The following is a 19,955-nucleotide window of genomic DNA, read 5'->3' on the forward strand; positions in this document are numbered from 1 at the left end:
TAACCATCAATCCTGCTTGAGCAAGACATACCAACCAGATGGATCTATCGATTTCGACAATACTTGGACGTTTGAGAGAGGCATATGAATAACTACGAAGATATTTACTACATTGCTAAAACGGTTGCTTTTCAAGAAAACTTTCTAGAACTCCAAGCAACAAAAAATACAGGAGTACGCAATCATACTTATAAAAAGCTTGATTTTGGTGACGGTCCGGTTTTTTTTGAAAATGGCTTTAAAGGTTTAGTCCCTTTCAATCTGACAGACGGTCAATTTGATGGACTCTACCCAGTGGTGTCCTTGAAAGTCGCGTCTGTTATTCGATATCACAATATTGATGGTTTCCAGCTCTTTCCCGCGGTGATTATTGGTGATGATGGTAAGTGGCATAAGGATTTTTACTTTTTTAACTTTTACTCTCCTTTAGACTGTGTTGATTTTGAAAATAGTGATGTCCGTGAATATAAGCCCAATGCTAGATACAATGAGGTGATAAGTTACAAACTGCGGAGCGATGTGCTGGATGGTATCCCAGAAGAAAACCGCCTGATGATCAAACTGGCTCGTGTCCAAGGTGGCGCCTTGATTTTCCACAAAAAAATAGTCGATGCATTAGCCCGCTTCGACGTTGAAGCTTTCCAGTTTTTTAAACTCAGTGAATACGAACTGGACATGGAATATCGCATGGGTTAAGTGGACTCACATTGATTGAGCATATTTAGCAAAAGGGATAATGAGGGAGCACACAAAATGCTCCCTATTTTAATCTTTAGGCTTGGAGTCTCTCACTTGGTATTTGTGTTAGTTGAAGTCAGGGGCCTGTCCTGATAACGGATAACGATTGCTGCTGTTAATCATAGATACTGCTATAGATTTTCCACAAAACTGGGATTTGAAGAGAAAAATATGAAAAACTACGAGCAAGAGTACTTTATTTTAAAAAGAGTCCCTTACCGTGAAAAGTTTCTGTCACTGCGAGCAACGTTAGATACAGGAAGAAGAAATCATACGTACGAGCGGTTAGATTACGGTGATGGTCCTGTTTTTTTTGAAAATGGCTTTAAAGGCGAAGTCCCTTTCTACCTGACAGACGGTCAATTTGATGGAATCTATCCAGTGGTGTCCTTGAAAGTCGCGTCTGTTATTCGAGAGTACAATATTGATGGTTTCCAGCTCTTTCCCGCGGTGATTATTGGTGATGATGGCAAGTGGCATGAGGAATTTTACTTTTTTAACTTTTACGCTCCTTTAGACTGTGTCGATTTTGAAAATAGTGATGTCGATGAGTATGAGCCCAATGCTAGATACAATGAGGTGATAAGTTACAAACTGCGGAGCGATGTGCTGGATGGTATACCAGAAGAAAACCGCCTAATTATCAAACTGGCTCGTGTCGAAGGTGGTGCACTGATTTTCCACCAAAAAATAGTCAATGCATTAGCCCGCTTCGATGTTGAAGCTTTCCAGTTTTTCAAACTCAGTGAATACGAACTGGGCATGGAATATCGAATGGGTTCCTGAGATAACAATATGAAAAACTATGAAGAACAATATTTCCAAGTATTTGATACGCCATTTAAAGAAGATGCTTTTTCTCTAAAACCATCTCTAGAGACGGGTAGGAGGCGGTACACATTTACCAAACTAGACTTTGGTGATGGGCCCATTACCTTTGTAAACTCAGATAAAGGTGATATCCCGTTTGTATTAAGTAATTTCTTTCTTCATGGTTTTTTTCCTATAGTATCGAAGGAAATCGCTGATGTATTAAAAGGTTATGATATCGATGGTTTTCAACTTTTTCCAACCGTGTTGATTGATGATGATGATAAATGGAACGAAGATTTCTTCTTTTTTAACCTTTATCAAGAACTTGATTTCGTTGACTTTGAAAATAGTGAGATACAAGATTTCGAACCAGGTGACACGAGATATGATGTGGTTCGGTATAAATTTAAAGACGATGTTCTAAATGCTATTCCACTGGAAGAAAGACTAATAATTCGTCCTAAAAATGTTTGGGGTAGAGGTGTCTTTATTCATGAAAGCATCGTATCTAAAATAGAAAAATCTATTGAAAAGAGCTCTTTTCGATTTCTAAGAATGAGTGATTATAAATTAGGTGATGAGTTTAAGCCGTAGGCATATGAATAACTACGAAGATATCTACTACATTTCTAAAACGGTTGCTTTTCAAGAAAATTTTTTAGAACTCAAAGCAACAAAAAATACAGGAGTACGCAATCATACTTATGAAAAGCTTGATTATGGTGACGGTCCGGTTTTTTTTGAAAATGGCTTTAAAGGCGAAGTCCCTTTCTACCTGACAGACGGTCAATTTGATGGAATCTATCCAGTGGTGTCCTTGAAAGTCGCGTCTGTTATTCGAGAGTACAATATTGATGGTTTCCAGCTCTTTCCCGCGGTGATTATTGGTGATGATGGTAAGTGGCATAAGGAATTTTACTTTTTTAACTTTTACGCTCCTTTAGACTGTGTCGATTTTGAAAATAGTGATGTCGATGAGTATGAGCCCAATGCTAGATACAATGAGGTGATAAGTTACAAACTGCGGGGCGATGTGCTGGATGGTATACCAGAGGAAAACCGCCTAATTATCAAACTGGCTCGTGTCGAAGGTGGTGCCTTGATTTTCCACCAAAAAATAGTCGATGCATTAGCCCACTTCGATGTTGAAGCTTTCCAGTTTTTCAAACTCAGTGAATACGAACTGGGCATGGAATATCGCACGGGTTAACGGGAGCCTGTGGTTGGGAAACGCTACAGACACAGGGTGCAACAACAAACGTCAAGGTGATTGATTATCCTGAGATAACAATATGCAAAACTATGAACAACAATACTACAAAGTGTTTGAAGTCCCATGCCGGAAAACTTACCTGCGTTTAAAGGCATCACAAGATGCGGGTCGCCGTCGTTATAGCTTCACTCAATTAGATTTTGGCGATGGGCCCATATTCTTTACCAATGCAGATAAAGGCGAAATGCCATTCACAGTTAGTGATTTTTTACTGCATGGTTTTTTCCCTGTGGTTTCTAAGAAAATTGCCGAAATAATAATGCCTTACCCCATTAATGGTTTTCAGTTGTTTCCAGCGGTTTTGATTGGTGATGACGAGAAGTGGCATGAAGATTTTTTCTTCTTTAATGCTTATGACAACCTCGACTGTATAGACTTTGATCGCAGTGAAATACTTGATTATTCGCCAGAAGACAGTCGGCATGAAATCATCCGATACCAATTAAAGAATGACGTGTTAGATGCGATTCCATTAGAAAATCGTCTGATTGTACGCCCAAGCAAAGTCGCTGGCGGTGGTTTATTTATTCATGAAAATCTAGTAACGCAAATTAGTCGCTACATAGACCCTGATGCTTTTAGGTTTTTTCGACTGAGTGAATATAGATTAGGCGGCAAATACGTATAACATCGCTCTGTTGTTGTTCAACACTCCTCAACTACTAACTCGCTATACCCTGTAGTGTCATCCTGCTCTCTCGAAAAGCGTAGGCTTGGGTACGTGTGAAGGATCAGTTCGGCAGTGGTATCGATAAGGCTGTTGTCGAGAAGGTGGCCGCCAATGACTTTGCCGTTGCTGTCAGCAACAGAAATGTGAATGTGTTGGTGGTTTGGCGTCAGTGTTCCCATCACCGATACTATTTCAAAAGGTTGCGTCAGCGTGATGGATTGCTCAGCGCCCGCAAGGCGAAGGCTAACTTGCTCTAAACACCCGACACACGAGGCAATAGTGCCAGCTTGAATTTTATGCTCTGTTACCAGAGACTGAATTTGCTTTTTTAAGTCCTGGCCTTTGGTGAGTCGAACGGCGATGGGCTGAATCATAGTCGGTTCCGGTATCCATGTGGTGTGTAAAAAAGGAGCAAATGGTTTGCTCCTTTCAAATGTTGGGTCTGGCTGCCAAGCAGCGGCTTAATGGGCTCTTGCTACTGTGCCTTGCGAGCTGACGGTGAGCGTCTTAGTCGATAGTGGTACAAAAGCAGATTGCCCCTTGGTCAAGACAAGTGTCTCGTCACCAGCTTGCAGTGTGACATCGTCATCCACCGCAAATAGGATCTCAGCGCGGTTCAGCGTCAGCGGTTTGTTTTTTGGTTGCTTCAGCACAGAAAACTTAAAGTCTTCCACAGGCACTGGGAAGTTGAACTCACCGTCGCTTTCGACGGGTTGCGTCAGGATTTTATCTTTATTCAGCGCGGCAAATTTACAGCTGCCGACCAACTCTTCTACGTCCATGTATTTTGGCGTGAGACCCGCGCGCAACACGTTATCCGAATTGGCCATGATCTCAAGGCCTGTGCCCTTGATGTAGGCGTGTGGGGTGCCGGCATCCAAGAACATGGCTTCACCGGGCTGAAGCTCAAGCACGTTAAGCATCAGCGGGGCCAGCAGGCCAACGTCATTCGGGTATTGACTATTTAGCTCCACCACCAGCACTGCTAACGGATCTGGGTTGTTATTGGCCCAGCTAAGCAGTGCGTCTAGTGCCTGAGATTTTTTATCGCCATCCAGTTCTAACATGGCTTTAAAGAAGGCCTGTAAACCTTGTGAGGTCAGGTTATGACGAAAAGCGTCAACATCTTGCTTTAGCGCGGGGGCATTCAACGCATCAAATAGGGCAATGGTTTCTTCGAAGTCACGGAAGCCGTTCATCGCCATGTAAGGCGTCAGTGCGTAAACCAGCTCGGGCTTGTGGTTTGGATCTTTGTAGTTGCGGTTAGCCGCGTTGCGCGCAATGCCAGCGGCGTCTTCTCTGGCAAACCCTTCTTCCGCTTGGGCTTTGGATGGGTGAACCTGAATGGAAAGCGCCTGAGCGGCGGCCAGTACCTTAAACAGGAAGGGCAGTTCACCAAATCGCTGTTGGGTCTCGGCACCAAGGGTTTGCTCTGGGTTCTGGTTGATAAAATCAGACAGCAAAACCGTCTCATTCGCGATTTGAATTTTTGAACATCCGTTAGGGTGGGCACCCATCCAGATTTCAGCTTGAGGCTGTTGCTCAGGGTTGGCAATACCAAACAAAGTGTTGATCGAATCTCGGCTACCCCAAGGGTAGGGTTGAATAACATTTTCCAGTAGGAAAAATGGAGCAGGGTTAGACATTCTTATACCTTAAAAAATACAGCTAGCAAAAAGCCCAAACGGGCCTAAACACACCTAGTTTACAAACTTGCCAATACCATGAGCAAGATAAAAGAGATAAGAGTGTGACTGTGTCATGATGTGGTGAAACGTTTAGTGGTGAATGGAGAGGAAAACGATGCTTGTTGGCCTAGATATTGGTGGGACAAAAATAGAAGGTGTCGGTCTCGATAAGGAGAGCTATGCAACCTTAGTCAAACATCGTGAGCCGACCAATACACACAGCTATCAGGGGTTTCTTGATTCGGTATTAGCGGTCATAAAAGAGGTGGCGCAACATGGTGAGATCGAGTCTATTGGTATCGGATGCTGTGGCTCGGTCGGCAATGATGGTTTGATGCAAGGGGCGAACGTTACGGTTCTCAACGGTCAGGATTTTATTGGTGACTTAACGCGTTATATCGATGTGCCGGTTGCCTTAGCCAACGATGCAGACTGTCTCGCTCTGTCTGAATTTAAAGATGGGGCGGCGAAACACGCCCAGCATTCGTGTGTTGCTATCATTATTGGTACTGGGTGCGGCTCTGGTGTGGTGATCAACAACGGCTTAGTGACGGGGTTGAACAAGCTGGGGGAGAGCTAGGGCATAACCCTTTACCGGGTTTCGATAAAGACAAAGATGGCGCGCCAGTGCAATGTTACTGCGGGTCACTCAACTGCACAGAATCCTTTGTATCAGGAACGGGTTTTAGCCGCTCGTTTGCCGAAAAACACGGCCCTGCGGATGCCAAACAAATCATGGCGCTTTGCGCTGAGGGCGATACAGCCGCACAGCAGCACTTTGATCTCTACTGTGATCAGCTGGCACGTGTGTGTGCGTCAATCGTTAACTTTGTCGATCCTGAAGTGATCGTCCTTGGCGGCGGTATGTCCAATGTTGACGCTATTTACCCGTTGGTGAACGCCAAACTGAACCTCTACACCTTTAATAAATCCGCCCAAACGCGCATTGTCAAAAGTGTCCATGGTGATTCATCTGGCGTGCGAGGGGCGGCGTTTTTGCACTCCCTCGGCCAGTGAGTTACTTAACGGAGTAACGTTTGACATTGGGTTGGCTCTCTTTTGGCTCAGCTTGAGTTTGGCTGTCGAGAGGCGCCCATTTTAACGCACCATTGGTTTCAAAGTCGTTGGCTTGGGTGCACGTCATATAGTGGTCACCAACCTGAATAACGGCGCCGAGAGAGTAGCCCTGATCTTGGTAGTAGCAGACTCGCTTGGCGGCTTCGCTGCCATCGATGGCAATCACGGCATTGCCGGGTGTGGTGATCACGTTGGCACAAGTGGATGCCGATGCCAGTAGCAGTAAAGTAAATAGATGGATGCGCATAAACTCTCCTTAGATTAACCCATCAATTATGGGCGACCGATAGTGAGTGAAGATTAAATGACTCGCGAGAAAAAGGTTAGCGGGTGGCGATGCCGCTTCAATCGCCATATTTGCGCTGATATCGAGGCAACATACTTTCGTTGCCCAACACGCCTCCCTGATGGACATAGATAATGGTTTTGTCTCGGTGTTGCTCAGACCAAGATTGTAAACACTGCCACATCATAGGGTCGTAAAGCAGGTCAAACTCCACATGGGTTTGTTCGAGAAGTTTACGCCAGATTTCATAATCTTGACGATAAAGTTTGCCAAAATGATGTTTGCTTTCCAGTTCGAGTATGTGCGGGAAATCGCGTTCACCGAGCTGCTTAAATTGCTCGATTAAGTAGTCTTTGCCACCCACACAAGGGCAGGTCAGGACTTGGATACCGTGCGTGTGGAGAAAACGGTGCAAATACAGTGCTGTGGTGCCCGTGCCGGATGGCAGCGCCACAACAAATTCTTTGCCTGTTTCGAAGCGACTCCAAGATAGGATTTCACGGCCAAGCTGCTCAATGCCCAATCTAGCGTCGGCGGAACGGCCGCCTTCTTCAATGACGAGGCAGCGGGCATCTGGCTGGCGAACAGTATCAATGAATTGTGCTGGGTGAAGGTTGGATTCATTAACAGGGATGACACGCGCGCCCAGTTCGAGCGCGCCTCGATAGTTACCCATCGGTCTGTCGACTAGCCACGGCGGAATTCGGTCAACGTAATATTCAAGGGTCCAGCCTTTGATGGCGCACAGAGCGGCCAATGAGTAAAGTGAGTTGGCTTGCGCACTGCCATAGCTAATCAGAGTGGTTACCTCTGGGTAGCTTCCCTCTAACAGCGTCATGAACTTGCGAGCTTTGTTACCACTGAAATGGCTATGGAGCTGGTCGTCCCGTTTGAGGTAAAACGTGGTGCCGTTAAATTGGTGCTGGGTGATGGGTGTGTCGCAAAGTTTCATCTGAATCGTTGGCCAGTAAAATGGGGGCCTATCTTACCTGATTTCGCCGCAAAAGCCTGAATATGGATCAAAACCGGATGCGAGCGACGCAGCCTCGGCTAGGGTGGTTTTCCAGTTCAAATGACCAGCCATAGCGCTGGCTAAGATCATCGACAATCAACAGCCCGAGTCCGTGTCCGTCAGCATTGGGGGTGTCGCTCAACCCCGGCCCATCGTCAATAATTACTAACTCTTGCTCGGAGACGTCGATAGTGATCGTCCCTTCTGCGGTGGCGGCGATCGCATTGCGGATCAAGTTACCTACAATCATGTTCATGACCGCAGGGGTTGCCCTGACGCTAGGCAAGCCAGAAGTAATGAGCCGAATGGTGACGTTTTTCTCGGTCGCTTGAACCGAATTGGCCTCGACAATCGATTCAAGCTCATTTTTTTCGATTGCTCTTAGCGGCGCGTCATCGACATTTCTTTCGTAGCGAACGATGGAGAGCAGAGCATCGACCATAGTGGTCATTTGATTCGTCGCATCGTCAATGCGGCTGATTTGCCTTTGCTGAAATTCGCACGGTTCGGAACGAGTCAGCAGTTTGTTGGCCCCTTTGACGACCGTGAGTGGCGTGCGCAGTTCATGGCTGGCATAACGGGCAAAGGCTTGTTCGCGTTTGAGGGCAAGGTTGAGGTCTTGTCGGTATTGATTGAGCTGTTGTGTCAGGGTCTGAAATTCGTCGGCGGCCCCTTCACGTATGGTGAAGGCTTGTGTGGCGCTCCCGGAGTGGCTTTCCAACTGTTTGGCAATCTCGTTGACGGGCTCGATGAGCCGGGTTGATAACCGATAGAGCAAAGTACCGAACAGGAACATTAAAACTGAGACAAAAGAAATCACGATCACGCCAGAGTAGATGAATTCATCGGTGGCGAATTCAACTTGATCAATGAGAGACAACAGCACCACCACTTTCTTTTCACCCTGATCGGTGTAGTAGCCCTTGTAAACCATATGGCCGTTGGGGGACAAGGTGGAGCCAACTTCGCCTAGGTAAGTGTCATAAGCATCGGTAACCTGACGATAAAAATCCGGGACTAACGATAAGTCGTTATACGCTCGGGTTAGGGCATCAATCTGTATTTCGCCGTCTTCACCCGCAATAAAGCGTGCCACGGCTTCGTCTCTATCAATCAAGATCCTGCGTTCACCGACTCTGTCTTCCGACCATTGGAGCGATAAGGTAAAAATGAGAAAAATGACCACGCCAATAATGCAGGAGAGGCTGGTGAAAAACAGCGCCAATCGACCGGTGAGCGTCCTGGTACTGGAGAGGACTCGGTTCATGTCAGACGTCCTCTAAACGAAAGCCAATCTTGGGCAAGGTGGTCAACATCGGCTCAGCGAATGGTTTGTCGAGTTGATTGCGTAGCTGATAGATGTGACTGCGCAACACGTCATGGTTCGGCTCTTTTTCTTGCCAGAGCTTTTCAGAGATCTCCTGTCTAGTGAGGATCTCAGGTGCTTTGAGGCACAGTGCCTCAAGAATGGTATAGGTGGTTGGGTTGAGGGCGAGTAACTTGCCTTCACGAAAGGCCTGACGCGTTTTTTTGATCCACCTTCAGGCTGCCAAAGCTCAGGACTGTGTTGGCGACTTGGCCACGGTAGCGCTTGACGAGGGCGTGCATGCGGGCTTCCAGAATGTCCAAATCAAACGGTTTGGTGAGGTAATCATCGGCACCGTGCTCAAACCCTTTCAGCATGTCCTCGCGATTGTCTAGGGCGGTGAGCATCAATACTGGGGTGTTGTTACCTGCCTCACGGAGTGTGTTGCACACGGTCAGGCCATCCATTCTGGGTAGCATCAAGTCCAATAAAATGAGGTCAAAGTTGCCGCTGAGGGCCAGTTGCAAACCCAGCTCGCCATTGTCTGCGTAGTCAAGCTCCATACCGATACTTTCGAAGTAATCAAACAGAATACCGGCCACTTCCCGGTTGTCTTCGACCAATAAAATTTTGTTCATGCAATGGCTCTCTATTTCTATCGCCTTATGAAAGCAAAACCGACGTGGAAAAAACGTGAACAACATCGTTTTCACGTTGCGATTGGTAACCTAGCAAAACGTCGCAAAGGCTGGGCGTCAAGATGAGTGAAATCACCGTCTCAGTCTTGTTCAGATAAACAATACGTATAGTGAAGCATCTCATGGTACGTATGCAACTAGAGTGAGTCTTTCTATGGGGCTAGTCACTTCGGTACCAAACAGACAAACAGCGGTGACAGTATCGGTCATTGTTCCTTACTACAACGAAGCGGAGGTGTTGCCTGAGCTACACCAAAGGTTAACTCAGGTATTGAACGCGCTGCCCGAGAGCAGTGAAATCATCTATGTGGACGATGGTAGCAGCGACCACAGTTTGTCGTTGGTCGAATCGTTTAGTGCGCAAAGCACCACCATCCGTAGCATTGGGCTAAGTCGTAACTTCGGTAAAGAGGCGGCGATGAGCGCAGGTCTTGAGCATAGCCGAGGACTGGCGATGATACTGATTGACGCCGATCTGCAAGATCCGCCGGAGTTGATCCCTCAGATGCTGGCTAAGTGGCGAGAAGGCTACGATGTAGTCAACATGCAGCGTAGCGAAAGGCGAGGGGAAAGCTGGTTGAAGCGGGCTTCTGCCGCGGCGTTTTACCGTCTGCTGAATACATTGGTCAAATCGGACATTCCTGAAAATGTCGGTGACTTTAGGCTGTTAAGCCGTGAGGTGGTGGATCACATTAATCAACTGCCAGAGCGCAATCGCTATATGAAGGGGCTCTTCGTTTGGCCGGGTTTTAAGCAAGCGACACTGCCTTTTCAACGAGAGGCGCGCCGCTGCGGTGAAACCAAATGGAATTACCTCAAACTGCTTGGTCTAGCAGTGGACGGCATCACTTCTTTCTCGATCAAACCATTGCGCTTGGCCACCTTGTTTGGTGCTTTGATTGCGGCAAGTGCGTTCGGCTATGGAGCCTTTATTGTGTTGAAAACCGTGATTTTTGGTGAAGCGGTCACTGGCTATCCGTCAATGATGGTGGTTCAGCTTGCGCTAGGCGGGATCCAGTTGTTGTGTCTTGGTGTGCTCGGCGAATACATCGGCCGCATTTTCATTGAATCCAAAGGGCGACCACTGTATTTGGTTCAATCCGTCAATGAGAAACCAGCCACCACTCAACATCCAGCCTTGGAGAAACGCGCGTGAGTATCAACCGAGTCCACTTATGGGCACTATTAGGCGTTGCGTTACTGATTCGCTTGCTGAGTTTGGGCGCGTATCCGTTGATGGATACCACGGAAGCGCGCTACGGAGAAATGGCGCGTCTGATGATTGAAACCAATAACTGGATCACCCCACAGTTTGATTATGGGGTGCCTTTTTGGAGCAAGCCGCCGCTATTTACTTGGCTAAGTGCTGGCGGTATCGAATTGTTTGGTATTAATGAGTTTGCGGTGCGTGCGCCCCACTGGTTAGCCGGAGTGATGGTGATTGCCTTAATGGCTTATTTTGCCAATCGGCAAGGATTTAGTGGTTTGATCACGGCGGTGGTGTTAGCGACTTGCGGTATTTTTTCTGTCGCGGCGGGCGCGGTTATGACAGATATGGCGCTGACATTAGGGCTGTCGCTGGCGATGATCGGTTTTTACTTGTGTTGGCAAGGGGCAAGAGTGTGGGGCTATGTCGGTTTTGTGGGCTTGGCGATCGGGCTACTGGCTAAAGGGCCGCTGGTGCTTGTTTTGATGGGCTTGGCCGTTATGCCATGGTTGGTGATTCAGCATGGTGCACGAGGGGCATTGGCCGTGCTTTGGCAACGCTTTCCACTCTTGGGCGGCACGGTTGTAATGTTGGCTCTCGCATTGCCGTGGTATGTCGCGGCTGAAGCGGCCACGCCTGGTTTTCTCGATTACTTTCTTGTTGGTGAACATTTTCACCGTTTTCTGGTCAGCGGCTGGCAGGGAGATCTCTATGGCACGGCACACGATGAACCGAGAGGGACCATCTGGCTGTTCTGGCTCTATTCGGCCGCGCCATGGTCAGTGGTATTGCCGGTTGTTTTGTTCTTAAAACGTAAAGCGCTGGGGCGAGACATCGAACTCAAACAGGGCATCATAAGTTTTCTTGTGTGCTGGATGCTGTCACCTCTGCTGCTGTTTACTTTTTCAGGCAACATACTCCCTGCGTATGTGTTACCGGGTGTGCCTGCGATCGGCATGCTGATGGCGATCCTGCTCTCGGATGTGCGAGAGGACATAAAGTGGTTCAAAGTAACGGCGGGTATTTTGCCCTGTTTGTTGATTGCTGCCGTGATTTATATCCAGTTTGGGGTGGGGGAGCGTAAAAGTGACAAGGTGATTTTTCGCAATGCCGACCCTCAGGTCACCACGTATTACGTTGGCAATCGGCCATTTTCGGGCCAGTTCTACAGTCAGGGCAAGGCGAAAAAGCTCACAGACAGTTCACTGCTGGATGGGTTAGACAAAGTGCAGCTGATCGGCGAGAAAAGCCAAGTAGAGCCGCTGGTCAAGGCGAACAAGCTCAGTTGCTCGATTGATTTTGTGGCACAAAGCAAGCGAGCTTTATATCGCTGTGAGCAGCCTTGATAATGAGTAAATTGTGGCGCTTCGCTATTGTCGGAGGCGTTGGCTTTGCCGCCGACGCCTCTCTTTTTGCTTTGTTCTTCTATGGCATCGGGTGGCCGATACTGGGGGCGCGTGTGGTGTCTTTTTTCTTCGCGGCCACCGTCACTTGGTTTGGCAACCGAATCTTTACCTTTACACATCAACAAACCACTGGGAAGTTCTCGCAATGGCTTAAATTCGTCGGATGCGCGACGTTGTCCGCTGTGCCTAATGTCGGAGTATTCAAACTGACGACGCATTATTGTGGCAGTGACGGCATGTTGGCGATGCTGGCTTTAGCCCTTGGTGTGTTGGCTGGCATGGTGAGTAACTTTGCGTTCTGTCATTGGTGGGTGTTTGGCCAACAATCTCTTCCACACACAGAGTCTCAGTGACGAATAAAAAAAGCCCAGAGCAATCGCGCTCTGGGCTGATACAAAACATAGGAGTTAATGAAGAAAAAGCAGCGTAAATTAGTAGCGTCAGTCAAGAAAACAAGTGTTACGGCCTGTAAACTTAAGAAGGCTCTGCTAACTACACTTATTGAGACCCACCGAATTCAAATCAGTTCCATAGTTGGCAAAATTTTTTTAATTTTTTTTTTTTTTTTTTCTTCAAAGGCTTATCTCGCACAATTTACAATCTGGTCGGACCAATCTTCAAAAATGTGATGTTAAAAACTTGTTGGTTATTTGTTTCGGATGTATATTTCAAACAGATGTTTAATACGAGCGATTGAAATGTCGATGAGAAATACGACCAAAGAGAAAATCCTAGATGTTGCGGAAGCTCTGTTTGCAGAACACGGTTTCAACGACACCTCACTGCGTACGATTACCAGTAAAGCGGGCGTTAACCTCGCGTCGGTGAACTATCACTTTGGTGATAAGAAAACACTGGTACGTGCTGTATTGAACCGCTATCTCGAAGCCTTTATGCCAGCGGTTCAAGATGCCTTGATCACTCTCAATCTCAACGAAAGTTACCAAATGGCGGATGTGTTTGAATCGCTAAGAGGGCCGCTGCGCGCACTGAATGATGTTAGACCAAATGGGACCAGTCGCTTTATGTTGCTGATTGGCCGCGGATACACCGATGTGCAAGGCCATTTGCGCTGGTTTATTACCACTCGTTATCAAGAGACGTTGACTTTGTTTACCCAATCCGTGACCAAAGCCAACCCTAAGCTGACTCAGGAAGAGTTGTTTTGGCGACTTCATTTTACGTTAGGTACGTGTGTATTCACTATGGCCTCGAGTCAAGCTCTGATGGACATTGCAGAAAATTCATACGGGCAGCCGGTCGACGCTAAGTCTATTGTCGATCAGCTTATCCCATATTTAGCCGCAGGTGTTGCGGCTGAGTAATAGAACAAACGAAATATAAAACAAATATAAATTGGACCACCAACAGTGAACAAAAGGATCTGATTATGGGCTCTCTACGCAGAAAATGGGTCAGTGACCCAGCTTTCAAAATGTTTAAAAAGTACTGCCACCACTTTCCAGCACTGAGAAGGAAGCAATGGAAGCGGGCAGTGTTTGGTGGGATGGGGAGCTGTTTTCAGGTCGCCCAGACTTCACCAAGCTGCACAAATATCCAACCCCTACGTTGAGCGCGGAAGAGCAGTCCTTCGTAGACAACGAGTTGGAGACGCTACTTAGCATGTTAGACGATCAAAAAATCGTCAAACAAGACCGCGACTTGCCGCCTGAAGTTTGGCAATACTTGCGTAAAGAGCGCTTCTTCTCATTGATCATTTCCAAAGAGTACGGCGGTCGAGAATTTTCGGCGTTAGCCAACTCTACCATTGTGACTCGTATTGCGACTCGCAGTATCAGTGCGGCGGTTTCTGTTATGGTGCCTAACTCTTTGGGCCCAGGTGAACTGCTGTCTCACTATGGTACTCAGGAGCAAAAAGATTATTGGTTGCCGCGCTTGGCGAACGGTACAGACATTCCGTGTTTTGCCTTGACGGGCCCTGAAGCGGGTTCTGATGCAGGCGGCATTCCAGATGATGGTGTGGTTTGTTATGGCGAGCACGAAGGCAAAGAAGTACTAGGTATTCGTCTTAACTGGAACAAGCGTTATATCACGCTGGCACCAGTAGCTACGGTACTTGGCCTTGCCTTTAAGATGTACGACCCAGATGGCTTGATTGGTGATAAGAAAGAGTTAGGCATTACTTGTGCGCTTATCCCTGCTGATCATGAAGGTGTCGAGATTGGTGAGCGTCATGACCCACTAGGTCTTGCGTTTATGAACGGTCCAACACGCGGTAAAGATGTGTTCATCCCAATGGAATGGCTGATCGGTGGTCAAGATTACGCTGGTAAAGGTTGGCGTATGCTGGTGGAATGTCTGTCTGCAGGTCGGGGTATTTCTCTACCGGCATTAGGCACGGCAATCGGCCACCTAACGTCACGTACCACGGGGGCTTATGCCTATGTTCGTAAACAGTTTGGCATGTCGATTGGTAAGTTCGAAGGGGTGGCAGAAGCCATGGGCCGGATCGGTGGTCTAACTTACTTACTGGAAGCGACCCGCACGCTCACGACAACATCACTCGATCTGAAAGAGAAGCCGGGCATAGTCACAGCCATTGCCAAATATCATATGACTGAAATGGCGCGTACTATCCTCAATGATTCAATGGACATCCATTCGGGTCGCGCGATTCAAGATGGCCCAATGAACTATTTGGCGTCGCCTTACTTAGGGATCCCTGTTGCGATTACAGTGGAAGGGGCCAACATTCTGACCCGTAACCTGATGATCTTCGGTCAAGGTGCGACTCGCTGTCACCCTTATGTACTTAAGGAGATGGAAGCCGCCGCTAACCCAGATCAAAATCAAGGTGCCAAAGAGTTTGATGACTTGTTGTTTAAGCATATTGGCCATGCGACTAAAAACACCTTGGGTGCGTTCGGTGCTGCTTTGACAGGGTCACGCTTTATCAAAGCAGACATGAGTGGTCCAACTCAGCACTACTACAAAGATCTGACTCGTCTAAGCCGCGCGTTAGCTGTGAGTGCCGATATCGCGATGGCAACACTCGGTGGCGATCTGAAACGAAAAGAAATGATCTCAGCGCGCCTAGGTGATGTGTTGGCTTACCTTTACATGGGATCAGCGGCACTGAAGAAATACGAAGACGAAGGACGTCAGCAGCAAGATCTTGATTACGTTCACTACTCGGTTCAGCACTGTCTGCATAACGCGGCCAAGGCGCTTCAAGAAGCGTTTTCTAACTACCCGCAAAAAGCGGTGGGTGGCCTGCTGAAAGTGTTGATCTTCCCATTGGGGAATCATTTCGCTAAACCAAGCGACACGCTCACTGTGAAGTTGGCCGAAAGCCTAATGACACCGGGCGCTCATCGAGATCGTCTAACGCACCTTTGCTACATCGGTAAAGCCGAAGACGACAGCGTTGGCCTGATGGAAAATGCTTTCCTTGCGATGTATGGCGTACAGAGTTTAGAACGTAAACTGATGCGAGCGGCGAAAGACGGTAAAGTGGCTCGTAAAGGCCTGCTCAAAGATCGTCTGGCTCAAGCGCTGGAAGCGGATGTACTAACGCAGGATGAAGTCGACCAAATCCTAGCTGCAGACGCGCTGCGTTACAAAGCGATTCAAGTGGATGACTTTAGCCATGATTTCAGCGAAGTAAGAACTGGTACCGATCGCTCAAAGCCGAAGCTCGATAGCGTGGCTTAAGTTGGAATAATCTGTATTTAGTAAAAGGCACCTTCACGGTGCCTTTCTTTTTGCTCGAAATCTAAAACTGGTATGAAACAGCTCCAACCACTTGCATTTTGCCGACATTTTTACAGAAATTAGATGCGAACTGGCCTTGAACCTTTTATCCTAGCGGGGTTTTGTAAAGGAAGTTGAATATGATCATCAAACCTAGAATTCGCGGATTTATCTGTACGACAACGCACCCTGTGGGTTGTGAAGCTAACGTAAAAGAACAAATTGCTTACACAAAAGCACAAGGCCCAATTAAAAATGCGCCTAAGCGTGTTCTTGTGGTTGGTGCTTCAAGTGGCTACGGTCTATCTTCTCGTATCGCTGCGGCATTTGGTGGCGGCGCTTCAACTATCGGTGTGTTCTTCGAAAAAGAAGGCACAGAGAAAAAGCCAGGCACTGCAGGTTTCTATAACTCCGTTGCCTTTGAAAAGCTTGCTCGTGAAGAAGGCCTTTATGCAAAGAGCCTTAATGGCGATGCTTTCTCTAACGAAGCGAAGCAAAAAACCATCGATCTAATTAAACAAGACTTGGGTCAAATCGATATGGTGGTTTACTCACTGGCTTCTCCAGTACGTAAAATGCCGGAAACAGGTGAAGTGATTCGTTCTTCGCTTAAGCCAATTGGTGAGACTTACACTTCGACAGCGGTAGACACCAACAAAGATGTGATTATCGAAGCGAGCGTTGAGCCTGCTACTGAAGAAGAGATCAAAGACACGGTCACGGTAATGGGCGGTGAAGATTGGGAACTATGGATCAACGCGCTTTCAGAAGCTGGCGTTCTAGCTGAAGGCTGTAAGACAGTGGCCTACAGCTACATCGGTACTGAGCTGACTTGGCCAATCTATTGGGATGGTGCGCTAGGTAAAGCTAAGATGGACCTAGACCGTGCGGCAGCAGCGCTAAACGAGAAGCTATCGGCAACAGGCGGAACAGCCAACGTTGCGGTATTGAAGTCTGTTGTGACTCAAGCCAGTTCAGCGATTCCTGTTATGCCGCTTTACATCGCGATGGTGTTTAAGAAAATGCGTGAACAAGGCGTACACGAAGGGTGTATGGAACAAATCTTCCGCATGTTCAGCCAGCGCTTGTACAAAGAAGATGGCTCTGCCCCTGAAGTGGATGACAAAAACCGCCTACGCCTAGACGACTGGGAACTGCGTGATGATATCCAGCAGCACTGTCGTGAGCTATGGCCACAAATCACATCTGAGAACCTGAAAGAACTGACAGACTATGTTGAGTACAAAGAAGAGTTCTTGAAGCTGTTTGGTTTTGGTGCTGAAGGTGTCGATTATGACGCGGACGTTAACCCAGACTACAAAGCAGACTTTATTGCTATCTAATTGATGGCACTCAGTGAGTCACCCAATCCGGAGCCTTGGCTCCGGATTTTTTTTGCGCCGCGATGTGTGGCTATGGGTAGTCATCACGGGTTGCGCCAAACTCGCAAAACCATGACCCTTGTCAACATTCTGTGGTCTTGGGCTTGTTCTAAATAATCTAATTATTTAGCATAAAAAAGCGTTCTGTCCTTGCCCTTACTCACTTGAGTGAACTCGATATCGGGTTTGCGTAACAGCAGTAGAAAGGTGCTTAAGAGCAATCATACCCTTATTAAATGTGCATCTAATCCCATAATGTGAAGTCGTTCTAAAAAACACATTTATCTGCGGATAACAAAACCGTGCTTTTCACTACAGCTGCGGTGTCCTTATATGCCCCTTTAGGTAAAAACACTAATGATTTGGTGATTTTGCCGGTTTTTCTTCGCTTCAACACCCTACTTTTGCCTAGTGATACCTCACTCATAACTTGTTACCGTTTTACCGTTTGGTATGCACATAAGTTCATTTTTCGCAATCGATGATGGTCACAAGAGTGAAACGGTATGGCTAATGATTTAGAGTTTACCTTTGAAGTGTCTGGTGTTTTACCCAGGTTCAAAGTTGAAAGTTTTTGTGTCAAGGAAGCCCTGTCCACCGCGTTTGAAATCAGCCTCACGGTGTTATCAGAGACCAATGACATGACCTTTGAAACGCTGAGCAGGAAAAACGGCGTGCTGAGTTTGTTTGGTCAAGGTCTAGCGACAGCTCGCCAGTTTAACGGCTGCATTTCAGCGCTGAGCTATTTGGGCACGGGTCGGCGTTACTCTCGCTATCAGATTACCCTGGTGCCGCAGTTGTGGTTTTTGACCTATCGCCAAGACTGCCGAATTTTTCAAAACCAAACGGCGCCAGATATCATTCGCCATGTCTTTGATGACGCGGGAATGAGCGATTATCGCTTTGAACTGACGGGGCAGTACCAAGCAAAAGACTACGTTTTACAATACCGTGAAAGTGATCATAAGTTTGTGACGCGCCTGCTGGCAGAACATGGCTTGTGGTTTTACTTTGAGCACAGCGATAGCGCGCATACCATGGTGATTGTAGACAGCAATGATGCCATTCCAGAACTGGAGAGCACGCATCAGAACGGCTCTTACCTTGGGCCTTTGCTGTTTCATGCTCAAGGCGGCGGTGTGGCCGATCGAGAACACATTTTCGATTTGGCGCAAGTTCATCGTGCCTTGACAGGGCATGTGAGCTACAACGACTACAACTATCTGACCCCAAAGGTTCCTCAAGGCCAAGAGTCGGGGGACGATGCCAACAGCGACTTGCAACGCTACGACTACCCAGGACGCTACACGGCGCCCGAGATTGGCGCTCTGCGCAGCAACGAGTGGAGGTCACAATACACGGTAGAGAGCCACCAAATTTACGCCTCCAGCAATATTATGCGCTTAGCATCAGGGGCTGGCTTTGAGATAGTTGAGCACCCTCGTGCGGCGATAAATCGTGATTATCTGATGCTCTCCGTGACGCACTTTGGCGAAAACCCGCGCGTCCACGAAGAAGAAGGGTCGGACGCCCCCACCCAATACCGCAATCAATTTGTCTGCTTACCGCGTGATGTCACTTATCGGGTGAAGAAAATCGCCCCGCCGGTGGTTGAAGGGCCGCAAACCGCGGTGGTGGTTGGTCCTGCGGGCGAAGAAATTTATACCGACGAGCTGGGGCGAATCAAAGTCCAATTTCACTGGGACCGCTACGGAAAAATGATGAACGCAGTTCATGTTGGCTGCGCGTCAGTCAGTCGATGGCGGCCCCAAGCTGGGGGGCGGTATACCTGCCGCGAATTGGTCACGAAGTGGTGGTGACCTTCTTAGAAGGTGACCCCGATAGGCCGCTGGTGACAGGCGCCGTCTACAACGGCTTGCACTTACCGCCTTATTCCTTGCCAGAACACAAAACGCGCACCGTTTTTCGCACTCAAAGCCACAAAGCAGAAGGCCATAACGAGCTCTATTTCGAAGACGAAAATAACCAAGAAAGGGTGTATCTGCGTGCTCAGAAGGACATGAGAACCAAGGTACTCAACAATCGCTATCGAGATATTGGGAACGATGAAGAGTTAGTGGTTGGCAACCTGCAAGAAAACGTGGTTCACGGTGATCGCAAAGAGGAGATTGATGGTCACAAAACCTCGGTCACCAAGCAGACCTTCATGGAGCGAGTCGAACAAGATGTCACGGTGACCTACAACGCCAACGAAGCGGTCTCACTCGCGCACAATCGTGATGGCTATGTTGACGACAATCGCCGCACTCAGATAGGCAAAAATGACACCCTAGAGGTGGGGGAGGATCAATCCAGTGTCATCTTGGATGCGCGTGCTCAGGACATTGGTGGCGATGACGCATTAACGGTTGGCAAACACCTCAGTGTTGAAGTCAACGGCAATACCTCGGTGCGCTCTGAGGGCCGCACCGCCATCGTAGCGGCGGATGAAATCAAAGTGCAAGTGGGCGCATCAAGCTTAGTGCTCAAAAGCAGCGGAGCGATCCACCTTAACGGAACGTCGATCACCATTGATGGCGCGAGCGATGTTAAGGCCATGGGGGCAAGGTCAATATTAACGACAGTGGTGCAGCACACGGTAACGTCAGCGTGCAAACTCAGCGCCCGAGGGGGCTAGCCATTATGAGGAAAATCTTGCCCGTTATGACGCCAGCCACTTACCAA

At 47.9% G+C, this 19,955-nt stretch carries 15 protein-coding genes and 4 pseudogenes; 13 read left to right on the top strand and 6 right to left on the bottom strand.

What is annotated here, in order from left to right:
- The first annotated feature begins 84 nt into the window (after positions 1 to 84).
- The 5 genes from KW548_08060 (at position 85) to KW548_08080 (ending at position 3,452) form a co-directional block, all read left to right on the top strand.
- The gene (locus tag KW548_08060; GenBank protein QXX07875.1) at positions 85 to 696 is read left to right on the top strand and encodes a hypothetical protein; all 612 of its coding nucleotides are present in this window, start codon (positions 85 to 87) and stop codon (positions 694 to 696) included.
- A gap of 213 nt (positions 697 to 909) precedes the next feature.
- Positions 910 to 1,524 (top strand): hypothetical protein, encoded by a 615-nt coding sequence (locus tag KW548_08065; protein QXX07876.1) that lies wholly within the window; start codon positions 910 to 912, stop codon positions 1,522 to 1,524.
- A 9-nt stretch (positions 1,525 to 1,533) separates the two neighbouring features.
- Complete coding sequence (locus KW548_08070) at positions 1,534 to 2,145, top strand: hypothetical protein (GenBank protein ID QXX07877.1); 612 nt, start codon at positions 1,534 to 1,536, stop codon at positions 2,143 to 2,145.
- Positions 2,146 to 2,149: 4 nt separating this feature from the next.
- The gene (locus tag KW548_08075) at positions 2,150 to 2,761 is read left to right on the top strand and encodes a hypothetical protein (GenBank protein QXX07878.1); all 612 of its coding nucleotides are present in this window, start codon (positions 2,150 to 2,152) and stop codon (positions 2,759 to 2,761) included.
- Between the two features lie 82 nt (positions 2,762 to 2,843).
- Positions 2,844 to 3,452 (top strand): hypothetical protein, encoded by a 609-nt coding sequence (locus tag KW548_08080; GenBank protein QXX07879.1) that lies wholly within the window; start codon positions 2,844 to 2,846, stop codon positions 3,450 to 3,452.
- A 17-nt stretch (positions 3,453 to 3,469) separates the two neighbouring features.
- Here KW548_08080 and KW548_08085 read toward each other — a convergent pair whose 3' ends face one another.
- Positions 3,470 to 3,868, bottom strand: coding sequence for a DUF296 domain-containing protein (locus KW548_08085; protein QXX07880.1), 399 nt, complete (start codon positions 3,866 to 3,868; stop codon positions 3,470 to 3,472).
- An 87-nt stretch (positions 3,869 to 3,955) separates the two neighbouring features.
- Positions 3,956 to 5,140, bottom strand: coding sequence for a mannose-6-phosphate isomerase, class I (gene manA / locus KW548_08090; protein ID QXX07881.1), 1,185 nt, complete (start codon positions 5,138 to 5,140; stop codon positions 3,956 to 3,958).
- 157 nt (positions 5,141 to 5,297) lie between these two features.
- Here manA and KW548_08095 point away from each other — a divergent pair.
- Positions 5,298 to 6,199 (top strand): annotated as a pseudogene (locus KW548_08095) (ROK family protein).
- A gap of 1 nt (position 6,200) precedes the next feature.
- Here KW548_08095 and KW548_08100 read toward each other — a convergent pair.
- The 4 genes and pseudogenes from KW548_08100 to KW548_08115 form a co-directional block, all read right to left on the bottom strand.
- Complete coding sequence (locus KW548_08100; protein QXX07882.1) at positions 6,201 to 6,506, bottom strand: YnjH family protein; 306 nt, start codon at positions 6,504 to 6,506, stop codon at positions 6,201 to 6,203.
- A 97-nt stretch (positions 6,507 to 6,603) separates the two neighbouring features.
- The gene (locus tag KW548_08105) at positions 6,604 to 7,497 is read right to left on the bottom strand and encodes a 1-aminocyclopropane-1-carboxylate deaminase/D-cysteine desulfhydrase (protein ID QXX07883.1); all 894 of its coding nucleotides are present in this window, start codon (positions 7,495 to 7,497) and stop codon (positions 6,604 to 6,606) included.
- Between the two features lie 67 nt (positions 7,498 to 7,564).
- Entirely contained in the window at positions 7,565 to 8,824 is a 1,260-nt protein-coding gene (locus KW548_08110) for a HAMP domain-containing histidine kinase (protein QXX07884.1), read from the bottom strand.
- A gap of 1 nt (position 8,825) precedes the next feature.
- Positions 8,826 to 9,501: pseudogene (locus KW548_08115) on the bottom strand (response regulator transcription factor).
- A gap of 214 nt (positions 9,502 to 9,715) precedes the next feature.
- Here KW548_08115 and KW548_08120 point away from each other — a divergent pair.
- The 7 genes and pseudogenes from KW548_08120 to vgrG all read left to right on the top strand — a co-directional run bounded on the left by KW548_08120 (position 9,716) and on the right by vgrG (position 19,908).
- Positions 9,716 to 10,717, top strand: a complete 1,002-nt coding sequence (locus tag KW548_08120; GenBank protein QXX07885.1) for a glycosyltransferase family 2 protein — start codon at positions 9,716 to 9,718, stop codon at positions 10,715 to 10,717.
- On the top strand, positions 10,714 to 12,114 hold the full coding sequence (locus tag KW548_08125) for a glycosyltransferase family 39 protein (protein ID QXX07886.1): 1,401 nt from the start codon (positions 10,714 to 10,716) through the stop codon (positions 12,112 to 12,114). Before KW548_08120 ends, KW548_08125 begins: the two co-directional genes overlap by 4 nt.
- A complete protein-coding gene (locus KW548_08130; protein QXX08012.1) occupies positions 12,114 to 12,527 on the top strand; it encodes a GtrA family protein in 414 nt (137 codons plus the stop codon). Before KW548_08125 ends, KW548_08130 begins: the two co-directional genes overlap by 1 nt.
- 345 nt (positions 12,528 to 12,872) lie before the next feature.
- Positions 12,873 to 13,499, top strand: a complete 627-nt coding sequence (locus KW548_08135) for a TetR/AcrR family transcriptional regulator (GenBank protein ID QXX07887.1) — start codon at positions 12,873 to 12,875, stop codon at positions 13,497 to 13,499.
- A 65-nt stretch (positions 13,500 to 13,564) separates the two neighbouring features.
- Positions 13,565 to 15,849 (top strand): annotated as a pseudogene (locus tag KW548_08140) (acyl-CoA dehydrogenase).
- A gap of 179 nt (positions 15,850 to 16,028) precedes the next feature.
- Positions 16,029 to 17,231 carry a trans-2-enoyl-CoA reductase family protein gene (locus tag KW548_08145; GenBank protein QXX07888.1) on the top strand — a complete coding sequence of 401 codons (1,203 nt, stop codon included), beginning with the start codon at positions 16,029 to 16,031 and terminating at the stop codon, positions 17,229 to 17,231.
- A 545-nt stretch (positions 17,232 to 17,776) separates the two neighbouring features.
- Positions 17,777 to 19,908: pseudogene (gene vgrG, locus KW548_08150) on the top strand (type VI secretion system tip protein VgrG).
- Positions 19,909 to 19,955 lie beyond the last annotated feature (47 nt).

This window comes from Vibrio neptunius (assembly GCA_019339365.1).
Lineage (GTDB): Bacteria > Pseudomonadota > Gammaproteobacteria > Enterobacterales > Vibrionaceae > Vibrio > Vibrio neptunius.

Coding starts and splice junctions, on each gene's coding strand:
- KW548_08060 (QXX07875.1), top strand. CDS start 85: ATGAATAACTACGAAGATATTTACTACATTGCTAAAACGGTTGCTTTT.
- KW548_08065 (QXX07876.1), top strand. CDS start 910: ATGAAAAACTACGAGCAAGAGTACTTTATTTTAAAAAGAGTCCCTTAC.
- KW548_08070 (QXX07877.1), top strand. CDS start 1,534: ATGAAAAACTATGAAGAACAATATTTCCAAGTATTTGATACGCCATTT.
- KW548_08075 (QXX07878.1), top strand. CDS start 2,150: ATGAATAACTACGAAGATATCTACTACATTTCTAAAACGGTTGCTTTT.
- KW548_08080 (QXX07879.1), top strand. CDS start 2,844: ATGCAAAACTATGAACAACAATACTACAAAGTGTTTGAAGTCCCATGC.
- KW548_08085 (QXX07880.1), bottom strand. CDS start 3,868: ATGATTCAGCCCATCGCCGTTCGACTCACCAAAGGCCAGGACTTAAAA.
- manA (QXX07881.1), bottom strand. CDS start 5,140: ATGTCTAACCCTGCTCCATTTTTCCTACTGGAAAATGTTATTCAACCC.
- KW548_08100 (QXX07882.1), bottom strand. CDS start 6,506: ATGCGCATCCATCTATTTACTTTACTGCTACTGGCATCGGCATCCACT.
- KW548_08105 (QXX07883.1), bottom strand. CDS start 7,497: ATGAAACTTTGCGACACACCCATCACCCAGCACCAATTTAACGGCACC.
- KW548_08110 (QXX07884.1), bottom strand. CDS start 8,824: ATGAACCGAGTCCTCTCCAGTACCAGGACGCTCACCGGTCGATTGGCG.
- KW548_08120 (QXX07885.1), top strand. CDS start 9,716: ATGGGGCTAGTCACTTCGGTACCAAACAGACAAACAGCGGTGACAGTA.
- KW548_08135 (QXX07887.1), top strand. CDS start 12,873: ATGTCGATGAGAAATACGACCAAAGAGAAAATCCTAGATGTTGCGGAA.
- KW548_08145 (QXX07888.1), top strand. CDS start 16,029: ATGATCATCAAACCTAGAATTCGCGGATTTATCTGTACGACAACGCAC.